This window comes from Actinokineospora diospyrosa (assembly GCF_024171925.1).
In the GTDB taxonomy this organism is placed as follows: Bacteria; Actinomycetota; Actinomycetes; order Mycobacteriales; family Pseudonocardiaceae; genus Actinokineospora; species Actinokineospora diospyrosa.
Map to the genome: position 1 here is coordinate 211,947 of NZ_JAMTCO010000012.1, position 12,495 is coordinate 224,441.

13 protein-coding genes are annotated in these 12,495 nt (G+C 69.6%); 7 read left to right on the top strand and 6 right to left on the bottom strand.

Annotated elements, in window-relative coordinates:
- Positions 1 to 276: 276 nt before the first annotated feature.
- Positions 277 to 1,836 (top strand): glutamine-hydrolyzing GMP synthase, encoded by a 1,560-nt coding sequence (gene guaA / locus LV75_RS24630; RefSeq protein ID WP_253889360.1) that lies wholly within the window; start codon positions 277 to 279, stop codon positions 1,834 to 1,836.
- A 601-nt stretch (positions 1,837 to 2,437) separates the two neighbouring features.
- Here guaA and LV75_RS24635 read toward each other — a convergent pair.
- Positions 2,438 to 2,641, bottom strand: a complete 204-nt coding sequence (locus LV75_RS24635) for a hypothetical protein (protein ID WP_253889361.1) — start codon at positions 2,639 to 2,641, stop codon at positions 2,438 to 2,440.
- A complete protein-coding gene (locus tag LV75_RS24640) occupies positions 2,634 to 3,938 on the bottom strand; it encodes a PspC domain-containing protein (protein ID WP_253889362.1) in 1,305 nt (434 codons plus the stop codon). Before LV75_RS24640 ends, LV75_RS24635 begins: the two co-directional genes overlap by 8 nt.
- 113 nt (positions 3,939 to 4,051) lie before the next feature.
- On the opposite strand from LV75_RS24640, the gene LV75_RS24645 reads away from it, so the two are divergent.
- On the top strand, positions 4,052 to 5,338 hold the full coding sequence (locus LV75_RS24645; RefSeq protein ID WP_372504226.1) for a PspC domain-containing protein: 1,287 nt from the start codon (positions 4,052 to 4,054) through the stop codon (positions 5,336 to 5,338).
- Positions 5,335 to 5,997: a response regulator gene (locus tag LV75_RS24650; RefSeq protein ID WP_301319701.1), complete on the top strand. Its 663-nt coding sequence runs from the start codon at positions 5,335 to 5,337 to the stop codon at positions 5,995 to 5,997. Before LV75_RS24645 ends, LV75_RS24650 begins: the two co-directional genes overlap by 4 nt.
- Before the next feature lie 4 nt (positions 5,998 to 6,001).
- On the opposite strand, the gene LV75_RS24655 is transcribed toward LV75_RS24650, so the two are convergent.
- Positions 6,002 to 6,901: a DMT family transporter gene (locus LV75_RS24655; protein WP_253889363.1), complete on the bottom strand. Its 900-nt coding sequence runs from the start codon at positions 6,899 to 6,901 to the stop codon at positions 6,002 to 6,004.
- 133 nt (positions 6,902 to 7,034) lie between these two features.
- Here LV75_RS24655 and LV75_RS24660 point away from each other — a divergent pair, with 133 nt between their 5' ends.
- Positions 7,035 to 7,940 carry a LysR family transcriptional regulator gene (locus tag LV75_RS24660; RefSeq protein ID WP_253889364.1) on the top strand — a complete coding sequence of 302 codons (906 nt, stop codon included), beginning with the start codon at positions 7,035 to 7,037 and terminating at the stop codon, positions 7,938 to 7,940.
- 307 nt (positions 7,941 to 8,247) lie between these two features.
- Here LV75_RS24660 and LV75_RS24670 read toward each other — a convergent pair whose 3' ends face one another.
- Together LV75_RS24670 and LV75_RS24675 are read right to left on the bottom strand one after the other, a co-directional pair.
- Positions 8,248 to 9,009, bottom strand: coding sequence for a hypothetical protein (locus tag LV75_RS24670; RefSeq protein ID WP_253889365.1), 762 nt, complete (start codon positions 9,007 to 9,009; stop codon positions 8,248 to 8,250).
- On the bottom strand, positions 9,009 to 9,257 hold the full coding sequence (locus LV75_RS24675) for a hypothetical protein (protein ID WP_253889366.1): 249 nt from the start codon (positions 9,255 to 9,257) through the stop codon (positions 9,009 to 9,011). The genes LV75_RS24670 and LV75_RS24675 overlap by 1 nt, the downstream gene beginning before the upstream one ends.
- A gap of 143 nt (positions 9,258 to 9,400) precedes the next feature.
- On the opposite strand from LV75_RS24675, the gene LV75_RS24680 reads away from it, so the two are divergent.
- Complete coding sequence (locus LV75_RS24680; RefSeq protein WP_253889367.1) at positions 9,401 to 9,976, top strand: HhH-GPD-type base excision DNA repair protein; 576 nt, start codon at positions 9,401 to 9,403, stop codon at positions 9,974 to 9,976.
- Here LV75_RS24680 and LV75_RS24685 read toward each other — a convergent pair.
- Positions 9,906 to 10,589, bottom strand: a complete 684-nt coding sequence (locus LV75_RS24685) for a spermidine synthase family protein (RefSeq protein WP_253889368.1) — start codon at positions 10,587 to 10,589, stop codon at positions 9,906 to 9,908. The two genes, LV75_RS24680 and LV75_RS24685, sit on opposite strands and share 71 nt — an antisense overlap.
- A gap of 17 nt (positions 10,590 to 10,606) precedes the next feature.
- Between LV75_RS24685 and LV75_RS24690 the strand changes: the two genes are divergently transcribed.
- Together LV75_RS24690 and LV75_RS24695 are read left to right on the top strand one after the other, a co-directional pair.
- The gene (locus tag LV75_RS24690) at positions 10,607 to 12,007 is read left to right on the top strand and encodes a serine/threonine-protein kinase (protein WP_253889369.1); all 1,401 of its coding nucleotides are present in this window, start codon (positions 10,607 to 10,609) and stop codon (positions 12,005 to 12,007) included.
- A 51-nt stretch (positions 12,008 to 12,058) separates the two neighbouring features.
- The gene (locus LV75_RS24695) at positions 12,059 to 12,427 is read left to right on the top strand and encodes a bacteriophage spanin2 family protein (RefSeq protein WP_253889370.1); all 369 of its coding nucleotides are present in this window, start codon (positions 12,059 to 12,061) and stop codon (positions 12,425 to 12,427) included.
- Positions 12,428 to 12,495: the final 68 nt, after the last annotated feature.

The following is a 12,495-nucleotide window of genomic DNA, read 5'->3' on the forward strand; positions in this document are numbered from 1 at the left end:
CGTTAGGCCGCGACCGGGCGCGCGGCTTGGCCGAGAAGGCCCCGGGTTAGGATGTCGGCGGCTGACCGACGGTGGTGACTAGGGTTCCGCCGCGCCGCACTGGGCGCGGGTCTGGTTCGAGCGTCACGGAAAGCCCGCGCGACTGGTGCGCGGGCAGGCATCTCCGGGAGAGAAACCCAGGGAGGGACCGGTCGGCGCACGGTGCAGGACGCCGTGCGCCGATGGGGTGGTCCCATCCGGTGCTCCGGCTTCCGCGACAACGGAAGGTCATTGCCCATGGCAGACAGTCAGCGCCCGGTCCTCGTGGTGGACTTCGGCGCCCAGTACGCGCAGCTGATCGCCCGCCGCGTGCGCGAGGCGCAGGTCTACTCCGAGGTCGTGCCGCACACCGCGACCGTGGCCGACCTGCTGGCCAAGGACCCGGCGGCGATCATCCTCTCCGGCGGCCCGGCCAGCGTGTACGCCGAGGGCGCCCCCGCGGTCGACCCGGCCCTGTTCGACGCGGGCGTGCCGGTGTTCGGCATCTGCTACGGCTTCCAGGCGATGGCCCTGGCGCTGGGCGGCACCGTCGAGCACACCGGCACCCGCGAGTACGGCCGCACCGACCTCGCCGCCGGCGCCGGGGTGCTGCACGACGGGTTGCCCGGCAAGCACCCGGTGTGGATGAGCCACGGCGACTGCGTGACCGGGGCCCCCGCGGGGTTCACCGTCACCGCGGGCAGCGAGGGCGCCCCGGTCGCGGCGTTCGAGGACACCGAGCGGCGCTTCGCGGGCGTGCAGTACCACCCGGAGGTGCACCACTCGCCGCACGGGCAGGAGGTGCTGCGCCGGTTCCTGCACGACATCGCGGGCGTGCGTCCGCAGTGGACCACGGCGTCGATCGTGGACGAGCAGGTCGAGCGGATCCGCGCCCAGGTCGGCGACGGCAGGGCGATCTGCGGGCTCTCCGGCGGGGTCGACTCCGCGGTGGCGGCCGCCCTGGTGCAGCGGGCCATCGGCGACCGGCTGACCTGCGTGTTCGTCGACCACGGGCTGCTGCGCGCCGGTGAGCGGGCCCAGGTCGAGCGCGACTACGTCAGCGCGACCGGGGTGCGCCTGGTCACCGTGGACGCCCGCGAGCGGTTCCTGGCCGCGCTGGCCGGGGTGACCGACCCGGAGGAGAAGCGCAAGATCATCGGCCGCGAGTTCATCCGGGTGTTCGAGCAGGCCGAGCTGGACCTGCAGGCCGAGGCCGGTGGCGACAAGTACCGGTTCCTGGTGCAGGGCACGCTCTACCCGGACGTGGTCGAGTCCGGCGGCGGCACGGGCGCGGCGAACATCAAGAGCCACCACAACGTCGGCGGGCTGCCCGAGGACCTGGAGTTCGACCTGGTCGAGCCGCTGCGCGCGCTGTTCAAGGACGAGGTGCGCCGCGTCGGCCAGGAGTTGGGCCTGCCCGAGACGATCGTGCAGCGGCAGCCGTTCCCCGGGCCCGGCCTGGGGATCCGGATCATCGGCGAGGTCAACGCGGTGAACCTGGAGATCCTGCGGGCCGCCGACTCGATCGCCCGCGAGGAGCTGACCGCGGCCGGGCTCGACCGCGACATCTGGCAGTGCCCGGTCGTCCTGCTGGCCGACGTCCGCAGCGTCGGCGTCCAGGGCGACGGCCGCACCTACGGCCACCCGGTTGTCCTGCGGCCGGTGTCCAGCGAGGACGCGATGACCGCCGACTGGACCCGGCTGCCCTACGACGTGCTGGAGCGGATCTCGACCCGGATCACGAACGAGGTCGCGGAGGTGAACCGGGTGGTGCTGGACGTGACCAGCAAGCCCCCGGGCACCATCGAGTGGGAGTAGCCCTGGGACGGCTGTTGCCCTAGCGCGACCGCAACAGCCGCGACCCCGCCTTCCGCTCCCACCGGTCCCGACCGGCCCATCCCGACCCGCCCGTCCCGACCCCGCTCGGAGCGCCTCGCGCGCACCCGCGCGACCCCAGCCCCCACCCTCTCCGGGGGGCGGCCCCGGTGCCAGTCTACCGGTGGGGAGGGGGTCGCGAGGGGTCGGCGAAAAACTGGGGATGGCTGGGTGGGTTGTGGATAACTCGGTCGGCCCGGCGGTTCCCGGGCGGTCGGCGCCACCGGCGGTGATCCGCTGCGGCACCGGGGGGTGATTGCCTGCGGTACTCGGCGGTGATCACCCCCGGCCCGGTGAGATCCCCTGCGACATCCGCTGGTGATCACCAGCAGCATCCAGCGGCGCCACCCAGCAGTGATCAGCAACGCCGTCCCGGCGGTTCCACCCAGGTCGACGTGATACCCACCTACCCGCGCGCTGGACGTGGTGCACCGGTCCGTTCGACCGCCGCCCACACCTCGGCGAGCAAGAGCACAACGGGACAAGACGCCGAAGGGCCCGACCGGGGATCCGGTCGGGCCCTTCGCGTGAGTGGCGGGTCGGGCTACTTGCGCTTGCCGCGCAGGGAGCCGCCGAGCAGGAGGACGCCGACCAGGACGGCGACGCCGGCGAGCAGCCAGCGGGGGTCGAGCGACGGTAGCCAGATGCGGCCGTCGGTGAGGACGAAGGCGGCGGCGGCCAGGGTGGCCAGGCCCGCGATCAGGGTCAGCGGGTCGATCCGCCGGGGGGTCTTGGTCTCGTCAGCCACGCCGCACGCTCACAGTTCCCGGGCCGTTGACCTCGGCTCGCAGTTCGATCTTCAGGCCGCCCGCGCCGTCCGGGCCCAGGTCGGTGCGCATCACGGCGGTGTCGGTGCCGCCGCGCTGCTCGCCGAGGCAGTCGACGTCGCCGATGCCCGCGTCGCAGTAGACGGTGACGTCGGCGTTCTCCGGCACCGTGACGGTGACGTCACCGATGCCGACCTCGGCGACCGTGGTGACCGAGCCGCTGGTGGGCAGGCTGGTCAGGTCGACGTTGATGGAGCCGATGTCGCGGGTGTAGACGGGTTGCACGTCGGCGATCGTGGTCGGGTTCGCCTGCACGTCGCCGACGCCGTTGGCCTTGAAGCCGTCCGGCCAGACGACCGTCGCGGCGATGCCGAGCGCGGCCAGCGGCACGGCGAGCCCGATCAGCCCGCGCCCGCCCCCGGCGAACGCGCCGACGACCATGCCCGCGCCGAGCAGGCCGAGCACGACGCCCACGACGTGCCACGGGGTGAACCAGGTCCCGGCGTAGGGCTCGATGATCACCGCGGTGCCGACGAACAGGAACGCGGTGGCCAGGGTGACCGCGCCGATCTTGGAGCGCCTGCGCGGGGCTGGCGGCTCCGGGTCCGGCAGCGGGGTGCTCGGCTCGGGCAGGTCCCAGGCGAAGGGCGCCGCGCCGAGCGGGTCCCACGCGGGGGGCTGGTCGGGGGTGTAGCCGTACGGGGGCGGCGGCGCCCCGGTCGTCGGTACGGCGATCGGCTGCGTCATCGGGGTCGGCACCTCGGTCGTCGTTGCCACCGGCACGGTCATAAGCGGTGTGGTCACGGGCGGGTAGGTCTCGTGCTCTGGCGCCACCGGTCGGTTGAGGTGCCCGCGGCTGCGGTGCAGCAGGAACACCAGCGCCGACACCACGACCAGGCCGAGGAAGCCGTTGAAGTCGAACCAGAAGCTGATCGCGGCGATGACCGCGACGAGCAGGCCGACGGTGAAGTGCGTCGAGCTGGAGGACCGGCCGCGGCCGATGAGCGCCTCGGCGGGCGAGGTCTCGTCGTCGGACTCGGGGAACAGCAGCCAGCCGAGCAGGTAGAAGACGATGCCAGCGCCCCCGTAGAAGGAGGCGACGACGAAGGCGACCCGGACGATGATCGGGTCGATGCCGTAGCGGTTGCCCACGGCAGCCGCGACGCCCGCGACCTTGCGGCCCAGCCTGGGCCTGCGCGGTCGGGACGCCCAGAAGTCCTTGAGCGTCTCCTCGACGCTCGCTGCGCCGGGGCGCGTCTGGTTCGATGTGCCACTCACGATGACTAGAATGGCTCCCGACCTGGGCGTTCTGCATCCGGGAACGACCCTGACTTTGCCTTCAGGGTCCAACCCCGATGTGGCGCCCGGCCGCGCGTGTGAGCATTCTTGACGTGACAGCTGTACTGCGTGAGCAGGGGGCCGACATCGAGCGAACGGTCGCGGGCATCGAGCGGGCCGCGGCGGCACCTGAGCACCCCAAGGTGTACCGCCGCCGGTCCGGTCGCGCCATGGCCGGGGTCGCCGGTGGGCTCGCCGACCACCTGGGCATCCCCGTGCTCTACACCCGGGTGGCGTTCACCCTGCTCGCCGCGCTCGGCGGGGCCGGGGTGGTGGCCTACGGGCTGCTGTGGATCTTCGTGCCGCAGGTGTCCTCGGACGAGCCTGCGCGCGAGATCACCGGCAAGGAGCGCCAGCAGGCGTTCGGCCTGGTCGCGCTGGGGCTGGGGCTGGCGATCGGGGCGGGCACGCTGGCCGGGACGGTCAACGGCTGGGTCGCCGGGTCGACCAGCGTCGCGCTCGTCGGTGCCGCGCTGGTGTGGCGGGAGGCCGACCAGGGCCAGCGGCGCCGGGTCCGCGGCGCGGTGCTCGGCGGTGGCGGCCGCTCGGCGATCATCCGGGTGCTCAGCGGGGCCGCGCTGGTCGCCGCGGGCATCATCATCTTCCTGATCAGCAGCATCGGCCTGGACCAGGTGCAGTTCGCACTGCTCGCGGTGGTCGCCGCGCTGGTCGGGGTCGCGGTGATCACGGTCCCCTGGTGGCTGCGGCTGGTGCGCGACCTGGGCGACGAGCGGCGGGCCCGCATCCGCACCGAGGAGCGCGCCGAGATCGCCGCGCACCTGCACGACTCGGTGCTGCAAACGCTTGCGCTCATCCAGAAGCAGGCCGACGCCCCGCGCGAGGTGCTGCGGTTGGCGCGCGGGCAGGAGCGGCAGCTGCGCAGCTGGTTGTACGGGCCGTCGGGGTACGGGCGCGGGGCCGCTGACGGCGCGGGCCTGGCGGGCGGACTGCTGGCCGAGGCGCTGGCGCGGGCCGCTGGCGAGGTGGAGGACACCTTCGCGATCAAGGTCCAGCACGTGGCTGTCGGCGACTGCGAGCTCGACGAGCGGCTGTTCGCGGTGGTCATGGCCGCGCGCGAGGCGATGGTCAACGCGGCCAAGCACGCCGGGGTCGCCGAGGTGTCGGTGTACGCCGAGGTCGAGCCGGAGAAGGTCACCGTGTTCGTGCGCGACCGGGGCAAGGGCTTCGACCCGGAGGCGGTCCCCGACGACCGGCACGGGCTCGCCGACTCGATCCGGGGGAGAATCGAGCGCAACGGCGGTGAGATCACCCTGCGCACCGCCCCCGGGGACGGGACAGAGGTACAGCTGCACATGCCGCGTGCGAAGGTGACCACATGAGTGAGAAGCGCTTGGTCCGGGTCTTCCTGGTCGACGACCACAGCATGTTCCGCGCGGGCGTGCGCGCCGAGCTGGACACGCTCACCGACGACATCGAGGTGGTCGGCGAGGCGGGCACCGTCGGCGAGGCCGTCGCTGGCATCGGGCACCTGCGCCCGGACGTGGTCCTGCTCGACGTGCACATGCCCGACGGCGGCGGCGCCGAGGTGCTGCGGCAGTCGCGCAAGGCGTACCCGGAGGTGGTGTTCCTCGCGCTGTCGGTGTCCGACGCCGCCGAGGACGTCATCGCGGTGATCCGGGCGGGCGCGCGGGGGTACGTGACGAAGACGATCTCCAGCCAGGAGCTGGTGACCGCGGTCCTGCGCGTCTCCGAGGGCGACGCGGTGTTCTCGCCGCGGCTGGCGGGTTTCGTGCTGGACGCCTTCGCCGACCGGCCGGGCGCGGCGCCGATCAGCGACCCGGAGCTGGACCTGCTGACCCCGCGCGAGCGCGACGTGCTGCGTTTACTGGCCAGGGGGTACGCGTACAAGGAGATCGCGTCCGAGCTGTTCATCTCGGTGAAGACGGTCGAGACCCACGTGTCCAGCGTCCTGCGCAAGACCCAGCTGTCCAACCGCTACGAGCTGTCCCGCTGGGCCTCCGACCGTCGCCTCGTCTAAGCGCCTAAGGGGCTTTGGCTAGTACGGCGGTGGGGTCCTCGGCGATGACCGGTGACGGGGGCTTGCGCTGCCAACGGGTCATGCCGACGCCGATGAGCACTACGACCATGCCTGCGATGACACGCAAGTTGATGCCCTCGCCGAGGAACGCAGCTCCTAAGAGGACGGAAACGACCGGCAGCAGGTAGCCGACTGTGGTGGCGTTAGTCGGGCCCTCGTCCGCGATAAGACGGTAGTTGATGGCGAAGGCGAACCCGGTGCCGAAGACGCCGAGCACACCGATCGCGATAAGAACCGTGGGGGTCAGGTCGACCGTGGCGAACCCGCCGATCGGGAGGGCGAAGATGCTCAAGCCGGTAGCGGTGACGAGCTGGGTGGCCGACAGGGCGATCGGGGCGACACCGCGACCGGACAGGGTCTTGCCGATGTAGGTGTAGCTGACGGCGTAGCTCGCGGCGGCGGCGAGGATCATCAGCGACCCCCAGCTGGCGACCCCGGCCTGGTGCCAGGGCGCGAAGATCAGCAGGGTGCCCAGGAAGCCGAGCAGCAGGCCGGTCAGCCGGACGGGCTTGAGGGCGCGCTCGGTGCCGATGACGATGCCGATCAGCAGCGCCCACAGCGGGGTGGTGGCGTTGAGGACACCGGCGACCCCGGAGTCGACGGTCCGCTCGCCGAGGGCGAACAGCGCGAACGGCAGCACGTTGCCGAAGACGGCAGCCACGACCAGGTGACCCCAGACCCGGCGATCGCGGGGCAGCTTGTGTCGCGCTGAGTAGCAGAGCACCACCACCACGAGCGCCCCCAGCGCGCACCGGGCGATGGTGATCTGGACCGGGTTCAGGCCGTGCAGCGCCAGCTTGATCCAGAGGAAGCTGGACCCCCAGAGCAGCGCGAGCACGCCCATCCGGACAAGTGTGCCCCGACCGCCGCTGATCACTCGTTTTCCCCCTCCATCGGGTCATCCCATCGGCAACTGTGCTGGAGACCTTCGTCCAGGACAAGTGAAATGTCCTGGATGGATCGTTAAGCTGGACTACATGCTTGATGTCCGTCGCATGCAGGTGCTGCGCGCCGTGGTCACCAGCGGGTCGGTGACGGCCGCGGCCACCAACCTCGGTTACACACCGTCAGCGATCAGCCAGCAGATAGCGACCCTGGAGCGCGAGGCGGGCATCCCGCTGCTCGAGCGCGTCGGCCGCGGCGTCCAGCCGACCGCGGCGGGCAGGCTGCTGACCGAGCACGCCGCGATCATCTCCCGGCACGTCGCCGAGGCCGAGACCGCGCTGGCCGACCTGCGCGCGGGTCGCACCGGCAGGCTCGCCATCCGCTACTTCGCCACGGCGGGCTCGGCCCTCGTCCCGCCCGCCCTGGCCCGCCTGCGCACCGCCCACCCCGGCGTCCAGGTGGACCTCAAGCTGGTCGACCCCGGCGACCCGCTGCCCGAGGTGGCGCAGGGCCACGCCGACCTGGCCATCGTCGTGCACCCCCGAGCCGCCCCCCGCGGCGTCCACATGACCCACCTGCTCGACGACCCGTACCGCGTGGTCCTCCCCCGCGGCCACCGCCTGGCGACCAAGCGCGTCATCGACCTGGCCAACCTCGCCGAGGAGCCGTGGGTGGGCGAGTGGCCCATGGGCGGCCCCTGCTGGCAGATCATCCTGGACGCCTGCGCGGCGGCGGGCTTCACGCCGAACGTGACGGTCGAGAGCGAGGACTACACGAACGCCCAGGGTTTCGTCGCCGCGGGCCTCGGCATCAGCCTCATCCCCGTCATGGGCCTGGCCAACCCCCACCCCGGCATAGTCGTCCGCCGCATCCGCAACCCCGAACCCATCCGGGAAATCCACGCCGCCATCCGAGAATCCACCCTCGACAACCCCCCACTAGCCGAACTCCTCTCCGCCCTCCGCGACGCCGCCCACCACGCAGTGCAGGGGAAGTGACCTGCCAATCGCACCGCGAACACGCAGGTCAGCCGACACTCTGTTCGGTTCAATTGCCAAGCCGCCAACCGCACAAGTATGAGTCGACGATGGCTGGGCGTCCGAGCATCTACCAGGGACTGGACGAGGCCGTAGCGGATCTGCGGAACCGCTACAAGCGCACCCCGCGAACCGGCATGCACGATGACCTCCATGAACCTGAAGCTGTGCATCGCCCAAGAGCCGGAAGCGGACGCGCTCCTGGCGGAGAACCCGCTGGCGCTGTTGATCGGGATGCTGCTTGACCAGCAGGTGTCCTGATGTATGACTAGGCGCCGTCGTGCGCTTCGAGCAACTCCGCTGCCGCAACGGGATCCATCAAGTTGGAGTACGCCTGTTCATTGGCCCGGAGCTGCCGCTCCGGCATTGCGAACTCCGGGTACCAGCCGTCGCGGTCGCACCCTGGTACAAGGCTCAGCACTACCGCCACAAGGTCGTCGGGAACCGACCCCACGATCCGCAGGGCCACATACGTCGCGTTGTCCTCAGCCGCACGCACGACAACTCCGAGTTCAGCCCCGGAGATCTCCGAGGTGTGCTCATGCCCGTCCAGCAACGACGCATGGACAACGCTGTGCACAGCCGCTCGGAGCTCACGAAGTAGCCGAACGCCCGCTTCCGCGCGGTATCGGTCCTTGTCGTCGACAGTGGGCAACAGCCCGGCACTGTAGGTCTGCGTCGCCAACGATTGGGCGTGTTCGGCGTTGTACCGGATGCGCGCCGCGTTCAGAGACTCCGCGAGTGCCGCGTAGAAGTCATCACGGCTGCCATCTTCGCGGATACCAGCGGCAACCAGCCAACTAGGCTCACCCGCATCAACCAGGGCACCGCGCCAACGCTGCACCTTGACCTTGAACATTACCGTGTCATCAACGGCCCTGATCCGCTCTCGCGGGCCCGAGGGCGCCGAGAACTGGCCATTCGCCTTCCGAACCAACGGATGGTCGACTTCGTTCAGTGGCACGGTAACCGGCGGCACCTCAAGACCCAGTTCATCGCGCAGGCAACGCAGAGTGGGACGAACTGACATCAGGACTCGTCGACCCCACCGAGCTCGTCCAGACGTTCCCGCGACAGTCCGGTCAACGCCGCCACACGGCTCACATCAGTCCCGTCAATCAACTGCATGGTGCGCCGAAGCGCGGCCCCGATCTCCTCACGTCTGGCAGCCAGGTACTCACGTACCGCCGCCTCAAGGAGATCTTTCTGGGTTGTGCGTAGTGCAGTAGCCGCATGCGCGAGCAACGCATGCGTCTCCTGGTCGACCTTTACCGGCATCGAAGCACCAGCCATAACGCACCTCCGGTACCCAAGGCTACCCTGGTACCAGAGATAGTCAAGGGGTCTACGCGCGACCCTGACCAGCAACAACACCCAACACCCCCAGCACGACAGACGCCCACCGTGCCACCATGTGCCCCATGACACCGACGTTGTGCATCGCCCAAGATCCGGAAGCGGACGCGCTCTTGGCGGAGAACCCGCTGGCCTTGTTGATCGGGATGCTGCTTGATCAGCAGATCCAGATGGAGATCGCGTTCAAGGGGCCGTACAAGCTCTACGGGCGGCTGGGGAACAAGCTCGATGTGCACCAGATCGCGGAGTACGACACCGATGCGTTTGTGGAGTTGGCGGTTACGCCGCCTGCTATTCATCGGTATGGGGGGTCTATGGGGAAGCGGGTGCAGGTGTTGTGTCAGTACATCGTTGAGCACTATGACGGGGATGTGGCTGGGATTTGGACTGTGGGTGGGCCCAACGGGGCTGAGGTGCTTAAGAGGCTGAAAGCGTTGCCTGGGTTTGGGGAGCAGAAGGCGAAGATCTTCCTTGCGTTGCTGGGGAAACAGTACGGGGTGACGCCGACGGGGTGGCGTAAGGCGGCGGGGGACTACGGGGTGGCTAAGAGTCGGAAGTCGGTTGCGGACGTCACGAGTGCTGAGTCGCTTGCTGAGGTGAGGGCCTACAAGAAGGCCGCGAAGGCTGCAGCGAAGAGCTAGCTATGAACACGACGTCGGGTTCGCCTCGGGGGACTGGGGTTTTGAGGGTCTCTACGGTGGTGAACTGGGCTCTTAGAGCGGCTTCGAAGGCCGGGCTGGCGGATGCGCTCCAGATGGCTAAGGTGCCGCCGGGGGTTAGGCGGGAATGGAGCAGCGTTAGGCCTGACGGGGAGTAGAGGGACGCGTTGTCAGGGGAGAGGGTCCAGTCGGGGCCGTTGTCTATGTCTAGGCAGATGGCGTCGAACAGGGTGGGGGTGTTGTGGAGCCAGGGAACTAGGTCCGCCTGGATGCAGTACCTGGCCGCGGTGGGGTTGCCGAGGTGCTGGTGGTTCCACCGGATCACTGCTGGTTCGCGTTCTACGACGGTGATGTCGGTGAGGCCGAGGGTTAGCGCTTCCTGAAGGGAGAAGCCAACTCCGAGGCCACCGATGAGCAGGCGGGGGCCTGGCATCCTGTTGGCGGCGGCGCGGACTAAGAGGCGTTCTGACTCGCCCGCTCTCGTGTCCATCAGGAACATGCCGTCGGCGATGATCTCGTAGTGGCGGCCTGCTTGGCGTAGGACCAACTCGCCGCAGGCTCCTGTGACACTGTCGATGATCCTGGGTGAGTCCATCGAAGTACATTCCTCCCGTGCATGTGACTCCCCGCCCGCCGACGATCCCCGGGCTGACCCTCGCGGGCCCGCTCGGCCAAGGCGGGTTCGGGACCGTCTTCTTGGCCCGCCAAGACCGGCTGCACCGCGATGTCGCCGTCAAGGTCGACAACCGGGTCCTGCAGACGGACCGCGATCGGGACCGGTTCCTCCGCGAGGCGCGTGCGGCCGCCCGGCTCTCGGGGCACCCGCACGTCGTCAACGTGTACGACGCTGGTGTGACCGCCGACGGCAGGCCTTACATCGTCATGGAGCTGTGCACCGGCGGTTCCCTAGCCGACGTCCTGGCCCAGCGGGGGCGGCTGCCCACTGACGAGGTTATCGAGATGGGCGCCCGGCTCGCTGACGCTCTTGCGCAGGCGCACCACGTGGGGATCCTGCACCGGGACATCAAGCCCGCGAACATCCTGGTCAACGCTTTCGGCGCGGTTAAGCTCGCGGATTTCGGCCTAGCGGCGATTCTCGACGCGCATGCAGAGAGCACAGTGACCGTTGGCGCACTTAGTCCCTACTACGCCGCGCCTGAGGTCTTCGCGCATGCGGCGCCTAGCGCGGCCGGTGACATCTACTCGCTGGCAGCGACCCTCTACACCCTCGCCGCAGGTACTCGGCCGCGCGATATCCCCTGGCCTGCGCAGTCTCTGGACGGGCTCATCGCGGCCTTACGGTCCCCGGTAGCACCAATCGCGGATGCACCGCCTGCGCTCAACGCAGCGCTGCTCAACGCACTTGCCGCCGACTCGTCCAGGCGCACCACCAACGCCGCGTACCTACGGGACGAGCTTGATGGTCTTAGGCCCATCCGGCCACTTCCACGAGTGTCGAGCAACCGTGCGCGAGCAGTAAGGATCGCCGCAGCCGTGTTGGCCGTGCCGGTGCTCTTGGCGGCGGGGTACTTCGGTCGTTCTCTTACGAAGCAGGACACCACGCAGGCCCAGTCAGGGGGGCCGCAGACCACATCCGAGGCTCCGCAGGCTGCCGCGGTGCCGCCAGGTATGGCTGCCTGCGCGGACAGCGCGAAGAACGGCTTCTGCGTTGCCGACAAGTGCTTCGGTGGCTTGGTGAACATCGCCGATGTCGACATCAAGGCGAGGCCGACCGACTGCGCCGAGGACCACAGCTGGCAGGCGTTCGCGGGCACCTGGCTCCCCAAAGAGGCCTCGGACATGACCGGCACCGACATCGCCGCGTTGCCCGAGGTCAAGGGCATCTGCACGGCCGAGGTGATGGCTGCCCGCACCGTCGCCGGTGCGACCACCACGGGCTGGCAGATCGAGATCTTGCCGAGCGAAACGGGCAGCCCGGATCGCCCGTACCTGTACTGTTTGGCCCGGCCAGAGGACGGCGAGCCCAAGGGAAGCGTCTTCACGACCGGCTAACCCGGCAAACCGGATAACCTGGACTCTCACCCACTCTCCCCAGGGGGCACAGTGCGACACCGGCTGACCACCGCGCTCACCGCGGCGGCCCTTCTCGGCGCGCTCACCGCGTGTCAAGCCGTCCAGGACGCCAGCAACGCCGCGGACAAGACCAGTATCTGCCTCGAGGCGCTCCGACTGGCGAACTTCACCCCGAGCACGCAGAACCTCGAGCAGACCGCCGCAGACGCCAAGAAGACCTCGGAAGACCTCACCGGCCTCGCCGAGCGCGCCGCGGACACGACGCTGCGCGACGCCATCAACGGCATGGCCGAGCAGGTCCAGTCGTTGAGCGTGCCCAACCTCGACCCGACCTCGGTCACCAGTTGGGCCCAGCAGAAGCTGAACGCCTTCAACACCTTGGCCCAGGCCTGCGCCTGAGTCGAGAAAGCCGACGGCCGCCTGGTGCGCAGGCGGCCGTCGGCTTCGCTATAGGTACGCAGTCCACC

What these genes read in the sequence shown, in the direction of transcription:
- guaA (WP_253889360.1), top strand. Translation starts at nt 277, where the DNA reads ATGGCAGACAGTCAGCGCCCGGTCCTCGTGGTGGACTTCGGCGCCCAG.
- LV75_RS24650 (WP_301319701.1), top strand. Translation starts at nt 5,335, where the DNA reads ATGAGTGAGAAGCGCTTGGTCCGGGTCTTCCTGGTCGACGACCACAGC.
- LV75_RS24655 (WP_253889363.1), bottom strand. Translation starts at nt 6,901, where the DNA reads ATGGGCGTGCTCGCGCTGCTCTGGGGGTCCAGCTTCCTCTGGATCAAG.
- LV75_RS24660 (WP_253889364.1), top strand. Translation starts at nt 7,035, where the DNA reads ATGCTTGATGTCCGTCGCATGCAGGTGCTGCGCGCCGTGGTCACCAGC.
- LV75_RS24670 (WP_253889365.1), bottom strand. Translation starts at nt 9,009, where the DNA reads ATGTCAGTTCGTCCCACTCTGCGTTGCCTGCGCGATGAACTGGGTCTT.
- LV75_RS24675 (WP_253889366.1), bottom strand. Translation starts at nt 9,257, where the DNA reads ATGCCGGTAAAGGTCGACCAGGAGACGCATGCGTTGCTCGCGCATGCG.
- LV75_RS24680 (WP_253889367.1), top strand. Translation starts at nt 9,401, where the DNA reads ATGACACCGACGTTGTGCATCGCCCAAGATCCGGAAGCGGACGCGCTC.
- LV75_RS24685 (WP_253889368.1), bottom strand. Translation starts at nt 10,589, where the DNA reads ATGGACTCACCCAGGATCATCGACAGTGTCACAGGAGCCTGCGGCGAG.